Genomic DNA, 21,634 nt, shown 5'->3' with positions numbered 1-21,634 from the left:
CATATACGTTGCGGGGAGCGGCCGTGCAGTCGGGTCAGCGCTGCTGCTCCCCGTCGATGAGCCGGGCCGCCCAGAGCAGGCCGCCGAGCAGATGCCGGCGGAACTCCGGGGTCAGATACGCCTCGTCGCAGTGCCCCAGCGCGGTGAAGAAGGAACGGCCGGCGCCCACCGGCCGGCACCAGACGAGCGGGTGGTCCGCCCCCATGGTCCCGCCCCGGTAGCGGCTCTCCTCGACGGAGGCGAGCACCCGCACGGACGGCCGGGGGTTGCCGGCGAAGTTGTACCACTCGTCGGTCCAGGCCCAGAGCCGGGGAAGGTGTTCGGTGGCGGGGTGGTCCGGGTCCTCGACGGTCAGCGCCGCGGCCTGGATCTCGGGATGCCCTGCGAAGCGGGCGCCGACGAGCTCACCGTAGAAGGGCCAGTCGGGTTCGGTACCGGAAGCGGAGTGCACACCGGCGAAGCCGCCGCCGCCGCGGACGAAGCCCTCCAGCGCTGCCCTGCCGGTGTCGTCGAGCACCTCGCCGCTGGTGGAGAGGAAGACCACGGCGGCGTACCCCGCGAGCGACTCCTCGGTGAAGACCCGGTGGTCCTCGGTGGCGTGCACCGAGAAGCCGTGCTCGGTGCCCAGTTCCCGGAAGGCCGCCACACCTGCGGGGATGGAGTCATGGCGGTAGCCCGTCGTACGGGAGAACACCAGCACCTTCGGGGTGGTCGCCTCGCCAGGCCGGGGCCCGGGTGTTCCTGTGTTTGCATCGGCCCCGCTGTGCACGGCAGTTGACGCCCCTTCACTCAGTGGCCGCCGCCGGTGACCCGGCGGCCTGGCTCCGCGGCAGCCGCCGCTGCGGTCGGCGCAGCGCAAGCCGGCCTGTTGGCCGGGTGGCTCCGCCGGCGATGCCGCCGAGGGTTCGAGCGGCCGCAACGGCTTGCTGCCCGGGAGGTTTCCCAACGTAGTGGCGGCCCGCAGGGCCGTGCAAGATACGCAGGCCGGAGCAGGGCAAGCGCTTTCCCCGGGGTGCCCTTCCCCGGGCCTTCGGGGGCAGGTCCGGCGGGCGTCCGCTTCCGCGGGCGGCCACCGTTTGGGCCTCTCACCGCGCAAACGGGTCCACTCCGCAGGCCTGTTGACCACCGTTGCCGAAAACTCTGGTGGACCGGCAGTCGATACGCTTGAATAATCTTGCTGAAATTTTCAGTGATCGACGGAAAGGCCGCCCGGCGTCGCGCAGGCCGGCCCCGTCGCCAGCCATGAGTGCACCGCGTTTTCAGGCCCGGAGGAAAGCATGACCCATGACGTGCTGGTGATCGGCGGCTCCGGGGTGGACACCATCGTCCAGGTCGCGGACCTGGAGATTCCGCAGAGCGACTCCGTGTGCGTCCCGCCGATCCGCGACTATGTCGCCCACGCCGGCAACGGCGCCGCGCTCGGCTTCCATGCCCTGGGCCTGGCCACCAAGTTCATCGACTTCATCGGGGACGATCACCAGGGCGACCTCATCCGGGCCCGGTACCGGGCCGTGGGGCTGGACTTCAGCTCCCTGCCGGCCCCCGCGGGAACCCCTCGCAGCGTCAATCTCGTCGACCGGCACGGCCGGCGGTTCTCCTTCTACGACGGTCGCCACCCGGAAGAGCTGCGCATGCCCGCCGACTTCTACCGGCCCTTCCTCGCGGACTCCCGGCATGCGCACATCTCCGGCGGCAGCCTCTGCCGGGACCTGCTGCCCGACCTCCACAGCGCCGCCGTCACCGTCTCCACCGACGTGCACGCCTGGGACGGGCGCGACCCGTGGGCCGTCCCCTTCGCCTACGGCTGCGACATCGTCTTCATGAGTGCCGCCACCGTGGGCGACCAGGCACCCAAGATCCTCCGCGACATCCTCGACCGGGGCCGTGCCAAGGTCGCGGTGGCCACCGACGGGGCCGACGGCTGCTATGTCGCCACCCGCACCCGACCCGATGCCCGGCACTTCCCCGCCCTCGCTCCCGAGGCCCCGGTTGTCGACAGCAACGGGGCGGGCGACGCCTTTATGACCGCCTTCATGGACTCCTGGCTGAAGGGCCTCCCGATCGACCGGTGCGTCCGGGCCGGTTCCCTCTCGGGAGCCTTCGCCTGCACCACGCGCGGCACCCATGAGCGGCTGATCACCCGGCCGGAGCTCGACGGCCTGATGGACACCCCGGCGGCCGTCTGACCCGGGCACCCCTGACCGGGACCCGTGGGCACACGGATGCTGCTGCCGGCCCGGTGCCGGCGCAGGAGCCGGGTACGGTGCGGCGTATGGCCATGGAACGGGTGATCGTCGCCGGGATCTCAGGATCGGGCAAGACCACGATGGCGACGGCGATCGCCGCACGCCTGGGGCTGCCCCGGGTGGAGCTCGACGCCCTGCACCACGGCCCGGGCTGGGTGAAGCGCATCGAGTTCGAGGACGAGGTGGCCCGCTTCAGCGCGGGCCCGCGATGGGTGTGCGAGGAGCAGTACTCCAGCGTGCTCGGCAGCCTGCTCTGGTCCCGCGCCGACACCCTGGTCTGGCTCGACCTGCCGCGCCGGACGGTGATGTGGCGCGTCGTACGCCGCTCGCTCGCCCGGGTGACCTCCAGGCGCGTGCTGTGGAACGGCAACCGCGAGACCTGGCGGGGCCTGCTGTTCGAGCCCGACCACCCGGTGCGTGAGGCGTGGATCCGGCATGCGGCCAAGCGGGACGCCCTGGCCGCACGGCTGGCCGAACCCCCCACATCGCCGCCGTCCGGCTGCACACGGCACGGGAGGCCCGCGGCTGGCTCCGCGACCTCCCGCGGTGAGCGGGTCTGTGCCCGCAGGGCCGACGCGCCCTAGTCCAGGGGCAGCGCTGGGCCCGCCTGAGTTGATCACGGTCGTGGACGGGGGCGGCCGAGCGCTCCGAACGGAACGGCGGGCCTGCCGGGTGCGCAGGCGCGGTCCGATCACCGGAATAGGTGATATGCAGCACTTGATGCCTCACATGGAGCGCACTGAGTGCCCTCCCGGAACGATGGTGCTAGGTTCACGCCATGACCAACGCGCGTAAGGCCGATGCCGCGGCCACGGCCGGCGTCGCCAAGCCCGCCATGCGCGACGCCCTGATCGCGGCGGCCTTCCAGCTGTTCCTGGAACGCGGCTACGAGCAGACGACGATCGACGACATCGTCTCCCTGGCGGGTGTCGGCCGCCGGTCGTTCTTCCGCTACTTCCCCTCCAAGGAGGACGTGGTCTTCCCGGACCACGAACAGGTTCTGGCCGACATGACCGCCTTCCTCCAGGAGAGCGAGGACGCCGACGATCCCGTCGTCCGGGTCTGCGACGCGGCCCGGCTGGTGCTGCGGATGTACGCGGAGAACCCCACCTTCTCGGTCCAGCGCTACCGGCTCACCAAGAAGGTCCCCGGGCTGCGCACCTATGAGCTGTCGGTCGTCCGGCGCTATGAGCACACACTCGCCGAGTATCTGCGCGGACGGTTCGCCGCCCGCCGCGACGGTGTGTTGCGGGCCAGTGTCGTCGCCGCGTCGGTGGTCGCCGCGCACAACCATGCGCTGCGCTCCTGGCTGCGGGCCAACGGCCAGGGGGATGCGGAGGCGGAGGCGGACCACGCCCTCGCCTATGTCACCGCCGCCTGGGCCTCCGGGCAGTCCCCCTCCGGCAGCCCGGAGGAGGAGGACGACGTGGTCATCGTCATCACCAGGCGCCGCACCCCGATGTGGCGGGTGGTCCGCGATGTGGAGGCCGGTCTCGGCCCGGAGTGAGAGCCGCCCGTTCCTTCGGTGGGCACGGACGTGAGGAGCCGGTCGGCAGCTGCCGACCGGCTCCTCACGTCATGCGCCCGAACTGCGACCCACCGCCTGTCAGCCCTTGCGGGCCTTGATCTCGGTGGTGAGTTGGGGGAGGACCTGGAAGAGGTCGCCGACGACGCCGAAGTCGACGAGGTCGAAGATGGGGGCTTCGGGGTCCTTGTTGACGGCGACGATGGTCTTGGAGGTCTGCATGCCGGCCCGATGCTGGATGGCCCCGGAGATACCGTTGGCGATGTAGAGCTGCGGGGAGACCTGCTTGCCCGTCTGGCCGACCTGGTTGGTGTGCGGGTACCAACCCGCGTCCACCGCGGCACGCGAGGCACCCACCGCCGCGCCGAGCGCGTCCGCGAGCTCCTCCACCACACCGAAGCCCTCCGCCGCACCCACACCACGGCCACCGGAGACCACGATCGCCGCCTCGGTCAGCTCCGGGCGCCCCGAGGAGACCCGCGCGGTACGCGAGACCACCTTGGTACCCCGAGCACCGGCGGAGAACTCCACCACCACGGCCTGGACCGCACCCGCCGCAGGCGCCGCCTCCGGACCGGTCGCATTCGGCTTCACCGTGATCACCGGCACCCCACGGGAGACCCGCGAGTCCACCTGGAAGGACGCCGCGAACACCGACTGCGTCGCCACCGGCCCGCCCTCACCGGCCCGCAGGTCCACCGCATCGGTGATCACCCCCGAACCCAGCCGCAACGCCACCCGCGCCGCGATCTCCTTGCCCTCCCCCGAGGACGTCACCAGCACCGCCACCGCATCCGCCGCACGAGCGATCTGCGTCAACGCATCGACCTTCGGCACAATCAGATACTCCGCGAACTCCGGCGCATCAGCGGTGTACACCGTGACGGCACCGTACTCGGCGGCCTTGGCCGCCACCGCCGCGGCACCCTCACCCGCACCCAGCACCACCGCCGCCGGCTCACCGATACGACGCGCCAGAGTCAACAGCTCCAGCGCCGGCTTGCGAATCCGGCCGTCCACATGATCGACCAGGACAAGGACTTCACCCATTGCTCAAACTCTCCAGAGATGTGAACGCCGCAGGGGCGGACAGCGGGACGACTCAGACGAACTCGTGCTCAGACGAACTTCCGCTCAGACGAACTTCTGCGCAGCGAGGAACTCCGCGAGCTGCTTGCCGCCCTCGCCCTCGTCCTTCACGATCGTGCCCGCGGTACGCGCCGGGCGGGCAGTGACACTGTCCACCGCACTCCACGCACCGGCCAGACCCACCGCCTCGGCATCAATGCCCAGATCATCCAGGTCCAACGACGCCACCGGCTTCTTCTTCGCCGCCATGATGCCCTTGAACGACGGGTAGCGGGCCTCACCGGACTGGTCGGTCACCGAGACCACCGCCGGCAGCGCGGCCTGCACCTGCTCGGTGGCACTGTCCCCGTCCCGCCGACCGGTGACCACACCGTCCCGCACCGCCACCTCCGACAGCAGCGTCACCTGCGGCACACCCAACCGCTCGGCCAACAGCGCCGGCAGCACACCCATCGTCCCGTCGGTCGACGCCATCCCACAGACCACCAGGTCGAACCCGGTCTTCTCCACCGCCGCAGCCACAATCGCGGACGTGGCCATCACATCACTGCCGTGAATGTCGTCGTCGTTCACGTGCACGGCCTTGTCCGCACCCATCGACAACGCCTTGCGCAACGCGTCCTTGGCATCGTCCGGCCCCACCGTCAGCACCGTCACCTCGGCATCACCACTGGCCTCGGCAATCCGCAGCGCCTGCTCCACGCCGTACTCGTCCAGCTCCGACAGCAACCCGTCCACAGACTCACGGTCGGTCGTCGCATCCTCCGCAAACCGACGGTCACCGGTCGCATCGGGCACGTACTTCACACAGACAACGATCCTCAAGCTCACGGTGTCTGCTCCTTTCTCTCTATACGTCGGTCGGGGCGGTCCGGGACCGTCAGGGGAGGTTGCGGGCCATGACGATGCGCTGGACCTGGTTGGTGCCCTCGTAGATCTGGGTGATCTTGGCGTCGCGCATCATGCGCTCCAGCGGGTAGTCGCGGGTGTAGCCGTAGCCGCCGAGGAGCTGGACGGCGTCGGTGGTGATCTCCATGGCGACGTCGGAGGCGAAGCACTTGGCGGCGGCGCCGAAGAAGGTGAGGTCGCCGTCCAGGCGCTGGGAGCGGGCGGCGGCGGCGTAGGTGAGCTGGCGGGCGGCCTCCAGCTTCATGGCCATGTCGGCGAGCATGAACTGGATGCCCTGGAACTCGGCGATGGCCTTGCCGAACTGCTTGCGTTCCTGGACGTAGCCCTTGGCGTAGTCCAGGGCGCCCTGGGCGATGCCCAGGGCCTGGGCGGCGATGGTGATCCGGGTGTGGTCCAGGGTCTTCATCGCGGTGGCGAAGCCGGTGCCCTCGGCGCCGATCATGCGGTCGGCGGGGATGCGGACGTCGTCGAAGTAGACCTCGCGGGTGGGGGAGCCCTTGATGCCCAGCTTCTTCTCCGGGGCGCCGAAGGTGACGCCCGGGTCGCTCTTCTCCACCACGAAGGCGGAGATGCCCTTGGAGCGCTTGTCGGGGTCGGTGACGGCCATCACGGTGTAGTACTCCGAGACGCCGGCGTTGGTGATCCAGCGCTTGACGCCGTTGAGGACCCAGGTGTCGCCGTCGCGGACGGCGCGGGTCTTCATCCCGGCGGCGTCGGAGCCGGCCTCGGGCTCGGACAGGCAGTAGGAGAACATGCCCTCGCCGCGGGCCAGGGCGCCCAGGTAGCGGGTCTTGAGCTGCTCGGAGCCGGAGAGCTGCACGGGCAGCGAGCCCAGCTTGTTCACGGCGGGGATCAGTGAGGAGGAGGCGCAGACCCGGGCGACCTCCTCGATGACGATCACGGTGGCCAGGGCGTCCGCGCCGGCGCCGCCGTAGCTCTCCGGGACGTGCACCGCGTGCAGGTCGTTGGCCTGCAGGGCCTCCAGGGCCTCCTGCGGGAACCGTCCCTCCTCGTCCACCTCGGCCGCGAACGGGGCGATCTTCGCCTCGGACAGCGACCGTACGGCGTCACGGAGCATCTCGTGCTCCTCAGAGATGCGGAAAAGGTCGAAGTCCCTGTCCATGGCGGGTGCTCCAGTCCGTCCCGCGCCGCTCGGGCCACGGAACACGGTCATGTTGTAGAGAACTGAGTACCCTCAATAGACCACACTGCGTGCCAAATGGCTAGTGCGGGTGGTGCAGGGCACATGCGCGGGGACCGCTCACCAGGGGATTTACGACGGACCGAACGGGATGGTCCCTGCCGAGGGGCTTGGTTCCTTCTCGGCGGGGAATGAGATGCCGCCCATCACCCTGGGCCGCTCGCACCGCTCCTCGGCCGCCCGGTACGGCGGCGATCAACCCGCGCATGCACACCAGGGCCCCGCCGGGTGCTGCGCCGGATCGCGGCCCCGTGGATGGGGCCCCACGCCCCGGCCACCGTTACCGTCGCCGGTCCCGCAGCTGTTCCCGCACGGCAGGTACCGCCTGCGGGACCGTGGTGAGCGCCGCAGGGCCTCGGTGGCCGGGCCCGGTCAGGACAGCCGGACGGCGACGAGGGCCGTGTCGTCGAGGCTGTGGTCGCCGGAGGCCTTCATATCGGCGAGGAGGGCATCGGCGAGCCCCTCGGGTGCCGGCGCCCGGTGCCTGGCGAGGCTGCAGGACAGCCGGTCCAGGCCGGTGTCGATGTCCTCGCCCCGGCGCTCGATCACCTGTGCATGGAGCGGCGTCCGAGCAGCGCATGTCTTTCGCCCCGGAGTCGATGCCGACGTTCGGATCCCGCACATTCCAGGGCGGTCTGCGCGGTCACTGAGGTTTTCTCGGCGGTGGTCACTTCCCTATTCCGTTGAGGACGGAGGCGGCGCGGGCGATATCGCCGATCCGGCCGGGCCGATGGTGCCGTGCTGCAGCGTGTGCCGGCGCTGCTTGAGCCCGGCTGCGGCGCGTTCGCCGCGGGCTCGGACGGCCCTGATCAGGCTGTTGGTGGTTCTCATGTCGGCGTGCAGCGCCTGCTCGGACTGGCGCTTCGGGCGGCGGACCGGGCTGAGGACGGGGATCCCGGCACCATGCGGCGCTTGTCGGCCAGGGTGCGCGGCCCGCCGGGCCGCGGCCTTGTACAGCGCGGGGAGGGCGTGAATGCGGGCAGCTGTGATGTCGGGCGTTGAGCCGGGCTCGACGTCGGAGACCCACAGCGCGTGCTGTCCGGCGCGGACAGGAACTGCACGTTGCCGCCGAACGCCCCATGCACCAGGGGCTTTACCTCTGTCCGCAGCCGGGCGCCACTTCAGTTCCGCGGCTGACTGCCGCGTTCATCGCGATGCTTCCCCGTCGTCACCATCGTTGTGCGCCTGCGGCGCTTGCCGCCTTTGGACCCAGGAGGAGAGGTCCGGGACCGGTAGTAGGTTCATCAAGGACACCCAGGCAATGATGGCCGCGCACAGCCACCATGGATGACTGCCCAACGACGCCACGACCGCGCTCAGCGCCAGGACGACGGCCAGGAGAACCCAGTGCCGCGCCGACCATCGCGTTGGTCGCCATCTGATCATCTTCCGCTCCGTCCGGGGCCAGGATCGTTATGTGCACATGCGCCCCCGACCGCGGATCTTGCCAGATCGCGCTCGTAGCGGAAAGGCCTGCCCAGGCCCTGGCCACAGCTCATGGATCCCTCCCCACAACCCCCGGGGCAGGGAGCCATGAGCCACTGCCGCGGCGCGCGACAGCGGTGGCCACGTGAGCTCCGTTGAGCAGACGTCACCCGTCCGCGCCACTCCGCCCGGGGCGGTGCTGCGGACGGACACTGCGGACGGACACAGGGCCGGGTGTCGAGGACACCCGGCCCGTCGCTTGCTGCCATCGTCTGTCAGCCCTTGGTCCACCCGTGGCTCCTGCCGAACTGCACGAGCTCACTGCGGATCCGCAAGATCCGGTCGGCCGTCAGGGACGGTGCCGCCGCAAGCAGCAGCTCGGTCACCTCCCGGGTGTACTCCTCCACACCGAGCACATCGCAGAACGCCTCGCTGCTCCTTGGCGGCGAACCCGCGGCGAGTGCCGCCGGCGCCCGGTTTGCGGATGCGAGCCGCACCGAGGACGCCTTGAGTCCGCGGTCGCCCTCCTCGACCTCGAATTCCACCGTCAGGCCCGCACGCACAGACGACTCGGGAATCAGCAGGTCGTTCACATGCAGGAAAACATCGTCGCCGCCCTCGTCGGGAGCGATGAATCCATAACCCCGAGTGCTGTCGAACCGCAGTACACGACCAGTAACCACGCCGCCCCCGTACAGTCGAGCCACTTGCTCGAAGATCTTGAAACGGAGCATAGCGTTCACCGGAATCCAGCGGCACGGATGTCAGCCGGCGGCCCTTACGACGCCGGATGGTGAGACCTTCCCCGCCGCGTCGGACACCGCCGGGCGTGGGCGTGGGCGTCGGGGTGGACCCGGTGCGACCCCGTGCGCCGTGGTCGGCCGGACAGGGGAAAGTCCGCGCTGCTTCTGAATCCGACCTGCCTGCCCTTGCTAGGTTTTCTGGAACCGGGGCGACGGCGGGGGCTGACCTCAGAGAGGGCCACAGGAGATGCCTTCACCGAAGCCGGGCCGACCGGTCCGCGACTCGACCGACGGGCGGCCCGTGACGGCCGCCCTCGATCTGCTGGGACGCCGCTGGAGCCTGCGCATCCTCTGGGAGCTCCAGCAGGGCCCGCTGGGGTTCCGACCACTGCAGCAGCGCTGCGACAACATGTCCTCCAGCGTGCTGCGGCAGCGGCTGGCCGAACTGCACGACGCCCTGCTGGTGGAGCGGCGGCCGGGCGGCAGCTATCTGCTCACCCCCCTGGGCCAGGAGGCCCATCGGGCGCTGCGCCCGCTGATGCGGTGGTCCCGGAGCTGGGCGGCCGAACTCCGGCGGGTGCCACCGCTGCCCGCCGAGGACCATGTCTGCCGCGACTGCGCGATGGACTATCTCGCGACCACATCGGCCGCCGCCGCGGCGGCGGTGCGCGAGTGCCCCGCCCGCTATCGCGCCGTACTCCGCGGTGCGGCCGCCTCGGTGCTGAGGAAACGGCCGGAGCCCGGCACCTGGTCGATCCTGGAGTACGCCTGCCATGCCCGCGATGTCTTCGCGGTCTACCACGAGCGCCTCAGCCGGACCCTCGCCGAGGAGCGTCCCGTCCTGCAACCGATGCGCAACGACCGGCGGGCGGCCGAGGAGGACCACAACGGGCAGGACCCCGAGGCGGTGCTCGCCGACCTGGCCCACCGGGCGGAACTCTTCGCGGAGCTGGCCGAGACCGTGCAGACCCACCAGTGGTACCGCACGGCGACCCGGCTGCCCGGAGAGGAGCGCAGCGTGCTGTGGATCATCCGCCAGGCCGCACACGAGGGACGCCACCATCTGCTGGACATCCGCCGGATCGCCGCTCGCCTCACCGGCGCGCCCAGGTAGCCGGCCGGAGCGGGTCAGCCCGTCCGGCGGGCGTGGTCGACAAGACGGGACTGGAGGTCGGAGTAGGGCGCCGCGACCGGCGGGGTGCGGCCGTCACGGACGGCGACGGCCGCCTCGGTGGCGGCGAGGACGGCGGCGCGATACGGCAGCGACCCGGTGCTCACCCGGCGCACACCGAGGTCGCCCAGCTGCCGCACCGTCAGACCCGGCACGGCCAGCACGTTGAGCGGTACGGGGATTGCTGCGGCCAGCTCGCGCAGGACGGAGGGGTCCTGGGCGAGGGGCACGAAGATGCCGTCCGCGCCGGCCTCGACATAGGCGGTGGCACGCTCCAGGGTCGCCTCCACGGTGGCGTCCTGGCCCAGCCAGTAGGTGTCGACGCGGGCATTGACGAACAGCTCCGGGCTGCGCTCCTTGACGGCCTCGATCTTCGCCGCGTGCGCCTGCGGCGGAATGAGCCGCTCGGCGGTGCTGTCCTCGATGTTGATTCCGGCCACACCGAGCGCGGCGGCGTACTCGGCGACCGCTTCCGGCTCGTCGGCGCAGCCGTCCTCGATGTCGACGCTGACATGGACGGGCAGCGGTGCCAGCCGGCGGGCCAGGGTGAGGTTGGCGTCCCGGCTGGAGCGGGCGCCGTCCGGGCGGCCGAGCGCGGAGGAGACCCCGAAGCTGGTGGTGCCGACCGCCGGGAACCCGGCGTCGACGAAGGCGAGGGCGGAGGGGACATCCCAGGCGTTGGGGAGGACCAGGGGTGTCTCGCCGTAGTGGAGTGCACGGAAGGACATGGCTGCTGCTCCCTGGTCGGTGGGCCGGTGCTCGCCGCCGCGGGGGCGGGCCGCTGTGCCGTCCGCGGTGCGGGACCCAGCAGGCGGGCTCCGCATGGTGCCCGGCCGGCGCGGGGTCCGGGTCAGCAGCATGCCACCCACGGGGCCGCGCCGAGCGGCATACCGGTCCGCCCCCGCAGCGGTGTCGCGAGAACCCCGCCACCGGGTGGGCGCCCCGGTCGGTACCGGGCTGCCCGCCGGTGGTCCGACGGCACCGCTCCGGGTCGCGCCATCGGCGCGACCCGGAGCGACGGGCCGTCAGTTCAGCTGATCCCGGGCGTTCGACGGCGCGCTGGAGGAGCAGCGGCCGCCCGCCACCCGGGGATCACCACGGGGACGGCGCCGGGGGAGCGGCGACCGGCGGGCGGTCGTCGCAGGTGATGGTGTTCGGCAGTTCCCAGGAGGCGAGCCAGGGCCCGGTCGTGCCGCCGCCGTCGTTGCCGCCGAGGTCGGTCAGGGCGAACTCCGAACCGGCGGGCGTGAAGTGGAAGGACCCGCAGTTGTTGACACCCACCGCGCCGACATTGCGGGCGTCCATGTTCTGGAACGTGGCGGATCCCGCTGCCCGGGCGCTGACCACCGAGGTGCCGGTGCCGTCGACCCTGATGTCCCTGAAGTGGACGTTGTCGATGGAGTACAGGTCCTTCACCGGGAAGTCGGCGACCAGCATCACCGCGTTGTAGGTGTTGTCCAGGAAGTCGTCCCCGACCACCTCGATGTCGGCGGCGATGTTCTTCTCCAGCGCATAGAACCAGATGGCCCCCAGGCCGATGTTCCAGTTGAGCTCATAGGTGCCGGCCCGGACCGTGCTGTTGCCGGTGATCCACAGGTGCCCGGTGAACGCCTCGGCGCCGAACCGGGAACCGACCTGGATGCCGCTGCCCTCGCGGATCGGGTCGGCGACCAGGTTGGCGGAGACCGTGTTGTCCGTGCCGCCGTAGACGGCGATGCCGTTGGCGAGCACCGGTGTCTGCACGGTGTTGTGGTCGAAGGTGTCGCGGGCGTCCTCGGTCTTCTCGGACCACATGGCCAGCGCGTCGTCGCCGGTGTTGCGGATGACGTTGTCCGACACCACCGAGTCGGTGACCCCGGTGTGGAAGTTGATGCCGTCGGCGATCTGGTCGGCGATGACGTTGCGGGTGATCCGCAGATTGCTCATCGGGCCGTCGAACCACATGCCGACCTTGGTGTGGTGGATGTAGAGGCCGTCGATGGTGGAGTCGCTCATCGCGCCGCCGATGCCGTTCACCTGGTCGGTGTCGATGCGCTCGCGGACGTCGCCCTCGATCGCGAAGCCGGAGAGGTGGACGTTGTGGCTGCCGCCCGCGGACGCGTCCTTGCCGTAGAAGCCGACCCCGGTGTGTACCGAGCTGTCGGGCGCAGGGGTGGCGAGGTCCACCTGGTGGCCCTTGATGATCGTGTACCAGCTGCCGGCGCCCTCGATGGTGACGTTGTCGACGACGATGTGGCGGTTCACCTGGTAGGTGCCCGGCGGGAGATACACCTTGAGGCGGGTGCGGACCGCGAAGGCGATCGCCCGGTCGACGGCGTCGGCGGAGTCCCGGTGGCCGGTCGGGTCGGCGCCGAACGCCAGGATGTTCACCGCGAGGGGGTCGATGCGCGGCGCGCCGACCAGCTGGGAGTCCAGCAGGTCGATGACGGTGGTGCCGGCGCTGCTCCCGGCGGGGACCGCGAGCCGCACCCGGTCGCCCGCATGGTAGGTGCGCCCGAGCAGCAGCCGCTGCTCGTCGTAGAAGTGGTTGGGGCGGAACGGGGTCGGGATCACCGGGGCCGGGGTCGTGGCGCCCGGTACACAGGAGCACTCGGTGATCCACCAGTCGGGGTGCAGCACCCCGGCGTCCGGGTCGTTGGAGAACGGATAGAGGTTGTAGAGCCAGGCGTACTGTGAGGTCAGACGCATGGTGGTGCGGTGTCCGCCGTCCACCGTGACATCGAGCGGAGCGGTCGTGCCGCCACCGCCCGGGGCGTCCGGGATGCTGTACCGCACGGTGATCGCGTCGGCCGCGCTCGGCAGGGTGAACTCCACGTACTGGCCGGGCTTCAGCGCGACCGCCTTACGGCCGGACGCCTCGGCGGGCAGTGTGTAGGCGGTGCGGTCGGGCCCGATGACCGTGCCGTCGGTTGCGGCGTTCTCCGCTTCCTGCTCGGCGATGTCGACCCGGGCGCCGCGTCCGGCGACCAGTGACGGGGTGAGGGCGGCGCGGGTCACCGCAGGGGCCGCAGTCCGGCCCGCACCCGTACCGGCGGACGCCGTGCCGGCGGGCACGGTGCTGAGGCCGACGGCGGCCGCGGTGGCTGCCGCGACCAGGACGGCGACCCTGCGCAGCGGCCCGCGCGGCGGTCTCGTCGGGTCTCCTGTGGTGCTCCGTGGCATGGCGGGCTCGATTCTCTCGGCAGGGCGAACCGGCAGGACGGGCGTGACGGGTGAGCCGACCTTAGGGCTGCCGCGCTTCCCCCCACAAGGTTCATGCGGAAGATTTCCATGCCTATGCCGATGATCTGCGACCAAGCCTCACTTTCTTGCGTCCATGTGCAATCTGTTGCATCGGTCGCGGTGCGGACAGAGAACCGCCCCGGCTGGCGGTGTGCCGGCCGGGGCGGATCGGGCGCGGACCGGGCGGTCCGCAGGCGAACAGGTCAGCCGAGCGTTGCGACGGCCTCGTTGAAGGTGGCCGACGGACGCATCACCGCGGCCGCCTTGGCCGGGTCGGGCTGGTAGTAGCCACCGATCTCGGCGGGCGAGCCCTGGACCGCGATCAGCTCGTCGACGATGGTCTTCTCCTGCTCGGCGAGCGTCGCGGCCAGGGCCGCGAACGCCTTGCCGAGCTCCACGTCGTCGGTCTGCTTGGCCAGCTCCTGGGCCCAGTACAGCGACAGGTAGAAGTGGCTGCCGCGGTTGTCGATGCCGCCCAGCCGCCGGCTCGGCGACTTGTCCTCGTTGAGGAAGGTGGCGGTCGCCCGGTCCAGGGTGTCGGCGAGCACCTGGGCACGCGCGTTGCCGGTGGTCTGCGCCAGGTGCTCGAAGCTCACCGCGAGCGCGAGGAACTCACCCAGGCTGTCCCAGCGCAGGTAGTTCTCCTTGACCAGCTGCTGGACGTGCTTCGGCGCGGAGCCGCCGGCGCCGGTCTCGAAGAGGCCGCCGCCGTTCATCAGCGGGACCACGGAGAGCATCTTGGCGCTGGTGCCCAGCTCCAGGATCGGGAACAGGTCGGTCAGGTAGTCACGCAGGACGTTGCCGGTGACCGAGATGGTGTCCTCGCCGCGGCGGATCCGCTCCAGGGAGAAGGCGGTCGCCTCCACCGGGGACTTGATCTCGATCTGCAGGCCCTCGGTGTCGTGCTCGGGGAGGTACTGCCGGACCTTGGCGATGAGGTTGGCGTCGTGCGCACGGCCCTCGTCCAGCCAGAACACGGCCGGGTTGCCGGTCGCGCGGGCGCGGGAGACGGCGAGCTTGACCCAGTCCTTGATCGGGGCGTCCTTGGTCTGGCACATGCGGAAGATGTCGCCCGCGCCGACCGTCTGCTCCAGCACCGTGTTGCCGGCGCCGTCGACGACCCGCACCGTGCCCGTGGTGGGGATCTCGAAGGTCTTGTCGTGGCTGCCGTACTCCTCGGCCTTCTGCGCCATCAGGCCGACGTTGGGCACCGAGCCCATCGTCGCCGGGTCGAAGGCGCCGTTGGCCCGGCAGTCGTCGAGGACGACCTGGTACACGCCGGCGTAGCTGCTGTCCGGCAGGACCGCCAGGGTGTCGGCCTCCTGGCCGTCCGGGCCCCACATGTGGCCGGAGGTGCGGATCATGGCCGGCATGGAGGCGTCGACGATCACGTCGCTGGGGACGTGCAGGTTGGTGATGCCCCGGTCGGAGTCGACCATGGCCAGGGCCGGGCCGTCGGCCAGCTCGGCCTCGAAGGACGCCTTGACCGCCGCGCCGCCGGGCAGCGACTCCAGGCCCTTGAGGATGCCGCCGAGCCCGTCGTTGGGGGTCAGGCCGGCCGCGGCCAGCGCCTCACCGTGCTCGGCGAAGGTCTTGGGGAAGAAGGCCCGCACCACATGGCCGAAGATGATCGGGTCGGAGACCTTCATCATGGTGGCCTTCAGGTGCACCGAGAACAGCACACCCTCGGCCTTGGCCCGGGCGACCTGGGCCGCGAGGAACTCGCGCAGCGGCGCCACGCGCATCACGGAGGCGTCCACCACCTCGCCCGCGAGCACCGGCACCGACTCGCGCAGCACCGTGGTGGTGCCGTCGTCGCCGGCCAGCTCGATACGGAGCGCACCCGGCTCGGTGATGACCGCGGACTTCTCGGTGGAGCGGAAGTCGTCGGCGTCCATGTGGGCGACGTTGGTCCGGGAGTCCGAGCTCCAGGCGCCCATCCGGTGCGGGTGCGCCTTGGCGTAGTTCTTCACCGAGGCGGGGGCGCGGCGGTCGGAGTTGCCCTCGCGGAGCACCGGGTTGACGGCGCTGCCCTTGACCTTGTCGTAGCGCGCGCGGACGCCCCGGTCCTGGTCGCTCTTGGGGTCGTCCGGGTAGTCCGGCAGCGCGTAGCCCTGCTGCTGCAGCTCGGCGATCGCCGCCTTCAGCTGGGGGATCGAAGCCGAGATGTTCGGCAGCTTGATGATGTTCGCCCCGGGGGTCTTGGCCAGCTCGCCCAGCTCGGCAAGGGCGTCATCGATACGCTGGCCCTCCTCCAGGTACTCCGGGAAGCCGGCGATGATCCGCCCCGCCAGGGAGATGTCGCGGCTCTCCACACTGACCCCGGCCTTCGAGGCATACGCCTGGACCACGGGCAGGAACGAATACGTCGCCAGGGCCGGGGCCTCGTCAGTGTGCGTATAGATGATGGTCGAGTCAGTCACCGGGTGCTCCGCTCCACGTCTGCAACATTGCTCGACATCAAGATATCCCGTGAGCGGACTTCTCTCGACAGGGACCTGCCCGCATGCGCGGACGGCGGCCGGAGGGGCCCCGGCCAGCGTACGGCCGCAGCCCGGCGGCCACCGCGCACCCCGGCCCCGGCCTCGCCGGGCACCTCGGCCCCGGCCCCGGCCTCGCCGGGCACCCCGGCACAGGCCCCGCCGGCGGGGGCGCCGGGCAGGACGCACCGGCGGCCGCTCAGTGCCGGGCGGGCATCCGGGCGCCCTCGTCGAGGATCCGGTCGAGGACCGCGGCCACGCCGTCCTCGTCGTGATGCGGTGCGACCTCGTCGGCGACGGCCTTGAGCTCGGGGTGGCTGTTGCTCATCGCCACCGCGTAACCGGCCCAGGCGAGCATCGGGATGTCGTTCGGCATGTCGCCGAAGGCGACCACGTCCTGCGGGCCCAGGCCGAGGGAGGTCGCCACCGTGGCCAGCCCGCTGGCCTTGTCGAAGCCGGTGGGCAGCAGCTCCACCATCCGCGGGCCGGCGTGGGTGACGGTGAGCCCCGGGATGCAGCACCGCTCGGCCGCGGCCACCAGGTCGGCGTCCGAGAGGGTGGGATGGCGCAGCAGCACCTTGTCCACGGGGGCGTCCCAGAGCTGCTCGCGCGAGGTCAGCCGGAACGGCGCCAGTTCGCGCTCGTCCCCCTGGCTGAACCCCGGGGTGATCACGAACTCGCCGTCCAGCCCCGAGGTGACCACCGCGAGGTCCACCGGCCCGATCCCGGCGGTGAGCCGGGCGACCACCGTACGGGCGGCGTCCCGGTCCAGGCCGACGCTGGACAGCAGCACTCCGCGGCCGGCGTCGTAGACCTGGGCGCCCTGACCGCACACCGCCAGCCCCCGGTAGCCGAGGGCCTCGAAGAACGGGGCGCAGCCGGAGGCCGGGCGGCCGGTGGCTATCACATGGACGACGCCCCGCCCGGCCAGCCGGCCCAGGGTGGCCAGCGTGCGGGCCGAGACGGTGGCGTCGCTGCGCAGCAGCGTTCCGTCCAGATCGGTGGCCACCAGGCCGAGCCGGGGCCGTGCGCCCTCGATGGTCGTGTGAGACATCCGCTGCTTCCTCTTCCCTGGCAGGTCAGCGGCCACCCTGCCAGATCGCCCTGCCCGGGGTGCGAGGGCGGTCTCCCCGAGCCGCCCGGGGTTCGTTAGCCTCGTTGTCCGGCAGTGTCGGACACGCACGGGGGAGCAGGATGGGACTCGGGGACGTCTGGAACGACGCAAAGCATGTGGCCGGTGATGTGGTGAAGGCCGGCGAGGACATCGTGATGGCGCCGGCGGAGATCGCCCACTGGGCGCTGACCCGGATGTTCGGCGGCGGGGAGGGGGATCTGCACCGCATCGCCGCTGAACTGTCCGAGATGAGCCAGGAGATGGAAGCGCTCGCCCAGGAGATCCACGGCACCCTGGGGAAGCTCACCTGGCACGGCCAGGCGTCGGACGCCTTCGTCGGCGTCGCGCAGGGCCGGGTGACGGAGATCAACGGGGTGGCCGACGATCTGTCGGCGCTCGGCCGGTCGGTCGATCGGCTGGCCGACGTCTACTGAGCCGGCCGCGTCGCAGCGGTCGGTCACACAGGAGCACACGGGGGTGTCACAGCGGTATGTCAAGTGATCAGTTCGGCGTTCAGATGCAGGAACTCGCCAGGATCGAGGCGGACTGGCGATCCGTCAGTTCCCGTCTGGAGCAGATGAGCCAGCGCATGGGGCAGATCCGCGCCACGCTGGCCAGAGCGACCGCCGTCGACCTGGCGTCCAGTACGGTCGCGGGGCTGCCGGGGTTCGCGGTGGCCTACCAGGTGCTCGACGACGTCCGGCAGATCGAGGCGGCGACCAAGCGCCTCCAGGCCGACAAGGACCGCCTCACCGAGGAGATGGCCCAGGACGCCGAGAAGATCAAGGCGGTCCGGGAGGAGTACGAGGCGACCGAGAAGAAGATCGCCGAGGGCATGAAGAAGCAGCCCAAGCCCACCCCGCCGCCTCCCTCGCCCAAGCCCGGACCGACCGGGGGCACCCATGGCGGCGACGGCAGCGGCGGGCACCAGGGGAGCGGTGCCCCGGACGGCACCAGGACCGATGCCGCCAAGATCCCGGTCTCACAGGTCACCTACGGCGGCGCCGGGTCGTGGAACGGCGGCAAGGCGGCCTGCGAGGACTACATCAACCAGGCGATGGACAAGCTGGGCATCACCGACCCGCAGGCGCGGGCCCGCTGGATGCAGGGCATGCTCACCATCGCCTCCCGTGAGTCCGCGTACAACTCGCCGCACTACCAGGTCAACAAGGGCGATGTGAACGCCGTCGGCGCCCCGATGTCGGACGGCGCACCCGCGCGGTCCTCCCGCGGTGGCTGGCAGTGCATCCCCGGCACCTTCGCGGAGTACCACCAGCCCGGGACGTCGACCGACATCTACGACCCGGTCGCCAACTGCTCGGCGTCCATGAACTACATCATGTCCCGCTACCACGTGAGCCGTGACGGTTCCAACCTGGCCTCGCAGGTCCAGCAGGCGGACCCGAGCCGTCCGCCGCGCGGCTACTGACGGCCGATCGGGGCAGGCGGTTCCCGGTCCCGGGCCGCCTGCCCTGAACTCCGACCATGTCCCGGCACCACCGATCTGAGGAACGGTCATCTTCGTGTCCCGCGCCACCACCGGCATCACGGCCGCAACCGCCCTGCTCGTCTCGCTCGGCTGCCTGACCGCAGTCCCGACTCCCCGTCGGCCTCGGCTCCCCCTTCCGCGACTGCGGCCGCGCCGTCGACCCAGGCGCCGTCGAGCCCGGCACCCGCAAGCCCGACGGCGGAGGACTCCACGGAGGCCTCGCCGCCGCCGGCGCAGCTCCCGTCCGCCAGTGCCGCCCCCGGGAGCGGCAGTCCGCCGGCCGCCGGTGCCGCGGGGCTGCCGGCCTCGGTGTGGATGGCGGCGGACGGCATCCCGATGGCCTCGCTCTACCACTGGGGTGCCCCGGCCGCCGCGGCGCAGGCCGTGCACAACCCGCGGTTCGAGTTCGAGCAGCTCTGCATGTCCACCCGTGACCCGTCGAACGACCTGGGCGACTGGAAGGGCCCCGCGGCCCAGGCCCATCTCGCCGGGCCCGACCAGAACTACGCGGACTGGCAGGTCCAGCAGACGGTCATCCACTTCCCCGGCAGCAGCAGTGTGGGGGCGCAACTGGCCGCGGGCCTCTACCAGGGCCTGGCGGACGAGCTCAACGCCTGTGTACAGAGCATCCCCGGCGCCAAGGTGCGGGTGACCGCCAACGGCGGCGACGGCGGCAATGAGCACCTGGCCGCGACCGTCACCGTCCCGGAGTCGGGCGGCGGCAGCTACACCCTGCACCAGTACCTCTCGCTCACCGGCCGGGCTGTGGTCGAACTCGCCCTCTGGTCGGACCAGCCGACCCACGCATGGTCCGCCCCCTCCGACGCGGTGGTGCTCAAGGCCCTGGAGAGCCCCGTCTGCCCGGCGCTCGGGGACTGCTGAGCGGGGGGCGGCGACAGTCCACCGGGCGCACCGGCCCGCTGCTCCGGCGGGCGGGGCGAGTCCTCCCTTCGCGGGCCGGGACGCGCCCCGTCTGTACTGCCGGGGATCGGCAGCTTCCCTTGGCATGATCAAAGGGAGCCGCTCAGCCTGGGCCGGACCCCCTCCGACCAGCTGGTAATCCGATCAGCGGTCTGTTGGAGGGTCACCCGCCCATGAGCAACAACCCCACACCGAAGCGCCCAGGCGCACGATCCGGCGCCACCCGGTACCCCGGGGTGCGGGCCACCTCCGTGGCCCGCACCCTGCGCTGGGCGGCCGACCGCTGGCCGTGCGTGGAGGCGGAGCTGGCAGGTCTGCGTCCGCTGGTGCGGCCGGGCGCCGTCTGCCTGGACATCGGCGCCGAGTACGGCCTCTACACCTGGACCCTGTCGGCGCTCGCCGGGCCGCGTGGCGCGGTGCACAGCTTCGAGCCGCTGCCCGGACCGGCCCGTTGGCTCTCCGCTGCCGCGGCGGTGCTCGGCTGCGGCAATGTCACCGTGCACCGCACCGCCCTCGGTGAGCGTTCGCACCAGGGCACCATGAGCCTCCCGCGGCGCCGGCTGCTGCCCGTGCACGGGCGCGCCTATCTCACCGAGGGTTCCTCGGGGCCCGGTCCCAACACCGAGTTCGCCGTCTCCCGGCCGGTGCCGGTCCGGGTGCGGACCGTGGACGAACTCTGCGATCGCCTCAGGCTCGGGAGGGTCGACTTCATCAAGGCGGATGTCGAGGGTGCGGAGGGCGCGGTGCTGGCAGGCGCCCGGAGCACGCTGCTGCGCGACCGCCCTGCGCTGCTGCTGGAGATCGAGGACCGTCATCTGCAGAAGTACGAGACCAAGGCCGCGGAACTGGTCGGCCGGCTCACCGATCTCGACTATGCGATGTACCGCTGGCAGCGGGGCAGGTGGACGGGTGTTGCGGAGGTCGTGGAAGCCTGCCGCAACTATCTGTTCAGCGTCCGCCCGGTGCCGCTGGGCTGACGGGACGGCAGTGGCGGTCCTGCCGTGGTGCTGCGGTGCGGGCCCGCTGCGCCGCTCCCGCGGGCGGGCGCCGCAGGCCCGCGGGACCCCCGGCGCACCCCGTCGGCGGCGCCGCGGGAGCGAGGTGCCTCCGTGGACACGGATCGCGTTACGATCCGCTCCATGGGTCGGGCAAGGGGCCCGATGTGCTCTGGGGGTTGTTGTGGTTGCTGGTCGTGTGGTGCGGTTCGACGGCGCACGGGGTTATGGGTTCATCGCTCCCGACCACGGTGGGGAGGATGTGTTTCTGCATGTGAACGACATGTTGATCCCGGAGGCGTATGTGCGCTCCGGGCTCGCCGTCGAGTTCGAGATCGAGGACGGCGACCGCGGGCTCAAGGCGCTGTCCGTCAGGCTCGCCAAGGGCCCGGACGGCAGCCCGCTCACACCGCCGATGGCCGCTCCGGCGGTTGCGCCGCCGGCGGCCCGCCAGGTGGTGGACGGCGAGGATCCGATGTGCGACGTGCTCACCGTGGAGGAGTACACCGCGGATGTGACCGAGCTCCTGCTGCGGGCCGCGCCGTCGCTCACCGGGGAGCAGATCCTGTCCATCCGCCGCGAGCTGGTGCAGTTCGGAAAGAGCCACGGCTGGGCCGAGGGCTGAGATGCCTTGGGGCCGGTCGCTGACGGGGGCGCGGCGGAGTCGGGCGTGGCCGACGGCCGCGGTCATGACCGGCCTCCTGGAGCCGACCGCCGGGAAAGCCGAGGGCTGCCTCGTGGAAGGCCGGCGCGGTCTGCTTGTGCGGGTGGAGCTGTGCGGACAGAACGGGCATGGCGGGGCCGGGCCATTGAGTGAACAGATGTAGTGCTACGGCTGCGGCGTCATTGGTGGTGACGGTTTGTCAACTCTGCTGTCCCGTCGGGAAGTACTGATCACCGCGGTGGCCGGGGCGCGACTCCGTCGCCCTCCAAGGTGCGGGCTCGCCGACCGGAAGGGCCGCGGCGCCACCGCTTCGGTGTGCGGCCGCGGCCCGGTGCCGCGGCCGCACCGCCGGGGCCCCGCACCAGGCGCCGGACGCACAGGCAGGCGCCCGCAGCAGAAGGCCGCCCGGAGAGCGGTCCGGGACGAACGGTGTCCCTACC

19 protein-coding genes are annotated in these 21,634 nt (G+C 71.3%); 9 read left to right on the top strand and 10 right to left on the bottom strand.

The genetic code is table 11. The annotated features are described in order from the left end of the window. Nucleotides 1–34: 34 nt before the first annotated feature. The gene (locus tag AB0761_RS10040) at nucleotides 35–700 is read right to left on the bottom strand and encodes a ThuA domain-containing protein (protein WP_377268626.1); all 666 of its coding nucleotides are present in this window, start codon (nucleotides 698–700) and stop codon (nucleotides 35–37) included. Nucleotides 701–1,277: 577 nt separating this feature from the next. On the opposite strand from AB0761_RS10040, the gene AB0761_RS10035 reads away from it, so the two are divergent. The 3 genes from AB0761_RS10035 (at nucleotide 1,278) to AB0761_RS10025 (ending at nucleotide 3,753) form a co-directional block, all read left to right on the top strand. Further along, the gene (locus tag AB0761_RS10035) at nucleotides 1,278–2,186 is read left to right on the top strand and encodes a carbohydrate kinase family protein (RefSeq protein WP_377268625.1); all 909 of its coding nucleotides are present in this window, start codon (nucleotides 1,278–1,280) and stop codon (nucleotides 2,184–2,186) included. Nucleotides 2,187–2,272: 86 nt separating this feature from the next. Next, nucleotides 2,273–2,830: an adenylate kinase gene (locus tag AB0761_RS10030; RefSeq protein WP_377268624.1), complete on the top strand. Its 558-nt coding sequence runs from the start codon at nucleotides 2,273–2,275 to the stop codon at nucleotides 2,828–2,830. A 251-nt stretch (nucleotides 2,831–3,081) separates the two neighbouring features. Beyond that, nucleotides 3,082–3,753, top strand: a complete 672-nt coding sequence (locus AB0761_RS10025; protein WP_377273991.1) for a TetR family transcriptional regulator — start codon at nucleotides 3,082–3,084, stop codon at nucleotides 3,751–3,753. A 99-nt stretch (nucleotides 3,754–3,852) separates the two neighbouring features. Here AB0761_RS10025 and AB0761_RS10020 read toward each other — a convergent pair whose 3' ends face one another. The 5 genes from AB0761_RS10020 to AB0761_RS10000 all read right to left on the bottom strand — a co-directional run bounded on the left by AB0761_RS10020 (nucleotide 3,853) and on the right by AB0761_RS10000 (nucleotide 9,078). Then, nucleotides 3,853–4,821: an electron transfer flavoprotein subunit alpha/FixB family protein gene (locus tag AB0761_RS10020; protein ID WP_377268623.1), complete on the bottom strand. Its 969-nt coding sequence runs from the start codon at nucleotides 4,819–4,821 to the stop codon at nucleotides 3,853–3,855. An 84-nt stretch (nucleotides 4,822–4,905) separates the two neighbouring features. Beyond that, entirely contained in the window at nucleotides 4,906–5,691 is a 786-nt protein-coding gene (locus tag AB0761_RS10015; RefSeq protein ID WP_377268622.1) for an electron transfer flavoprotein subunit beta/FixA family protein, read from the bottom strand. Nucleotides 5,692–5,740: 49 nt separating this feature from the next. After that, nucleotides 5,741–6,943, bottom strand: coding sequence for an acyl-CoA dehydrogenase family protein (locus tag AB0761_RS10010; protein ID WP_377268621.1), 1,203 nt, complete (start codon nucleotides 6,941–6,943; stop codon nucleotides 5,741–5,743). Between the two features lie 399 nt (nucleotides 6,944–7,342). Continuing rightward, nucleotides 7,343–7,519, bottom strand: a complete 177-nt coding sequence (locus tag AB0761_RS10005) for a hypothetical protein (RefSeq protein WP_377268620.1) — start codon at nucleotides 7,517–7,519, stop codon at nucleotides 7,343–7,345. Between the two features lie 1,151 nt (nucleotides 7,520–8,670). Further along, nucleotides 8,671–9,078 carry a cold-shock protein gene (locus AB0761_RS10000; RefSeq protein ID WP_377268619.1) on the bottom strand — a complete coding sequence of 136 codons (408 nt, stop codon included), beginning with the start codon at nucleotides 9,076–9,078 and terminating at the stop codon, nucleotides 8,671–8,673. Nucleotides 9,079–9,385: 307 nt separating this feature from the next. Here AB0761_RS10000 and AB0761_RS09995 point away from each other — a divergent pair, with 307 nt between their 5' ends. Then, the gene (locus tag AB0761_RS09995) at nucleotides 9,386–10,252 is read left to right on the top strand and encodes a DinB family protein (protein WP_377268618.1); all 867 of its coding nucleotides are present in this window, start codon (nucleotides 9,386–9,388) and stop codon (nucleotides 10,250–10,252) included. A gap of 14 nt (nucleotides 10,253–10,266) precedes the next feature. On the opposite strand, the gene AB0761_RS09990 is transcribed toward AB0761_RS09995, so the two are convergent. The 4 genes from AB0761_RS09990 to AB0761_RS09975 form a co-directional block, all read right to left on the bottom strand. After that, complete coding sequence (locus AB0761_RS09990; protein WP_377268617.1) at nucleotides 10,267–11,037, bottom strand: isocitrate lyase/phosphoenolpyruvate mutase family protein; 771 nt, start codon at nucleotides 11,035–11,037, stop codon at nucleotides 10,267–10,269. A 364-nt stretch (nucleotides 11,038–11,401) separates the two neighbouring features. Continuing rightward, complete coding sequence (locus tag AB0761_RS09985) at nucleotides 11,402–13,471, bottom strand: glycosyl hydrolase family 28-related protein (protein ID WP_377268616.1); 2,070 nt, start codon at nucleotides 13,469–13,471, stop codon at nucleotides 11,402–11,404. 263 nt (nucleotides 13,472–13,734) lie between these two features. Next, nucleotides 13,735–15,954 (bottom strand): NADP-dependent isocitrate dehydrogenase, encoded by a 2,220-nt coding sequence (locus tag AB0761_RS09980; protein ID WP_377268615.1) that lies wholly within the window; start codon nucleotides 15,952–15,954, stop codon nucleotides 13,735–13,737. A 256-nt stretch (nucleotides 15,955–16,210) separates the two neighbouring features. Beyond that, nucleotides 16,211–17,065 carry an HAD family hydrolase gene (locus AB0761_RS09975; protein WP_377268614.1) on the bottom strand — a complete coding sequence of 285 codons (855 nt, stop codon included), beginning with the start codon at nucleotides 17,063–17,065 and terminating at the stop codon, nucleotides 16,211–16,213. Between the two features lie 140 nt (nucleotides 17,066–17,205). Here AB0761_RS09975 and AB0761_RS09970 point away from each other — a divergent pair, with 140 nt between their 5' ends. The 5 genes from AB0761_RS09970 to AB0761_RS09950 all read left to right on the top strand — a co-directional run bounded on the left by AB0761_RS09970 (nucleotide 17,206) and on the right by AB0761_RS09950 (nucleotide 21,155). Next, entirely contained in the window at nucleotides 17,206–17,559 is a 354-nt protein-coding gene (locus AB0761_RS09970; RefSeq protein WP_377268613.1) for a WXG100 family type VII secretion target, read from the top strand. A 56-nt stretch (nucleotides 17,560–17,615) separates the two neighbouring features. Continuing rightward, nucleotides 17,616–18,554, top strand: coding sequence for a hypothetical protein (locus AB0761_RS09965; protein ID WP_377268612.1), 939 nt, complete (start codon nucleotides 17,616–17,618; stop codon nucleotides 18,552–18,554). 375 nt (nucleotides 18,555–18,929) lie between these two features. Further along, nucleotides 18,930–19,496, top strand: coding sequence for a hypothetical protein (locus AB0761_RS09960; protein ID WP_377268611.1), 567 nt, complete (start codon nucleotides 18,930–18,932; stop codon nucleotides 19,494–19,496). A 212-nt stretch (nucleotides 19,497–19,708) separates the two neighbouring features. After that, the gene (locus AB0761_RS09955) at nucleotides 19,709–20,512 is read left to right on the top strand and encodes an FkbM family methyltransferase (RefSeq protein ID WP_377268610.1); all 804 of its coding nucleotides are present in this window, start codon (nucleotides 19,709–19,711) and stop codon (nucleotides 20,510–20,512) included. A gap of 202 nt (nucleotides 20,513–20,714) precedes the next feature. Then, nucleotides 20,715–21,155, top strand: coding sequence for a cold-shock protein (locus tag AB0761_RS09950; protein WP_377268609.1), 441 nt, complete (start codon nucleotides 20,715–20,717; stop codon nucleotides 21,153–21,155). Nucleotides 21,156–21,634: the final 479 nt, after the last annotated feature.

The organism is Peterkaempfera podocarpi (assembly GCF_042466665.1).
In the GTDB taxonomy this organism is placed as follows: Bacteria; Actinomycetota; Actinomycetes; order Streptomycetales; family Streptomycetaceae; genus Peterkaempfera; species Peterkaempfera podocarpi.
The sequence above is the reverse complement of the archived record's forward strand: the minus strand, read 5'-3'. Positions and strand labels throughout refer to the sequence as shown.

Excerpts from the sequence above, each read along its gene's own strand:
- AB0761_RS09955 (WP_377268610.1), top strand. The coding sequence starts at position 19,709 with ATGAGCAACAACCCCACACCGAAGCGCCCAGGCGCACGATCCGGCGCC.
- AB0761_RS10020 (WP_377268623.1), bottom strand. The coding sequence starts at position 4,821 with ATGGGTGAAGTCCTTGTCCTGGTCGATCATGTGGACGGCCGGATTCGC.
- AB0761_RS09970 (WP_377268613.1), top strand. The coding sequence starts at position 17,206 with ATGGGACTCGGGGACGTCTGGAACGACGCAAAGCATGTGGCCGGTGAT.
- AB0761_RS09960 (WP_377268611.1), top strand. The coding sequence starts at position 18,930 with ATGGCGGCGGACGGCATCCCGATGGCCTCGCTCTACCACTGGGGTGCC.
- AB0761_RS10010 (WP_377268621.1), bottom strand. The coding sequence starts at position 6,943 with ATGACCGTGTTCCGTGGCCCGAGCGGCGCGGGACGGACTGGAGCACCC.
- AB0761_RS10035 (WP_377268625.1), top strand. The coding sequence starts at position 1,278 with ATGACCCATGACGTGCTGGTGATCGGCGGCTCCGGGGTGGACACCATC.
- AB0761_RS10025 (WP_377273991.1), top strand. The coding sequence starts at position 3,082 with ATGCGCGACGCCCTGATCGCGGCGGCCTTCCAGCTGTTCCTGGAACGC.
- AB0761_RS09990 (WP_377268617.1), bottom strand. The coding sequence starts at position 11,037 with ATGTCCTTCCGTGCACTCCACTACGGCGAGACACCCCTGGTCCTCCCC.
- AB0761_RS09995 (WP_377268618.1), top strand. The coding sequence starts at position 9,386 with ATGCCTTCACCGAAGCCGGGCCGACCGGTCCGCGACTCGACCGACGGG.
- AB0761_RS10030 (WP_377268624.1), top strand. The coding sequence starts at position 2,273 with ATGGCCATGGAACGGGTGATCGTCGCCGGGATCTCAGGATCGGGCAAG.
- AB0761_RS09975 (WP_377268614.1), bottom strand. The coding sequence starts at position 17,065 with ATGTCTCACACGACCATCGAGGGCGCACGGCCCCGGCTCGGCCTGGTG.
- AB0761_RS09985 (WP_377268616.1), bottom strand. The coding sequence starts at position 13,471 with ATGCCACGGAGCACCACAGGAGACCCGACGAGACCGCCGCGCGGGCCG.
- AB0761_RS09965 (WP_377268612.1), top strand. The coding sequence starts at position 17,616 with ATGTCAAGTGATCAGTTCGGCGTTCAGATGCAGGAACTCGCCAGGATC.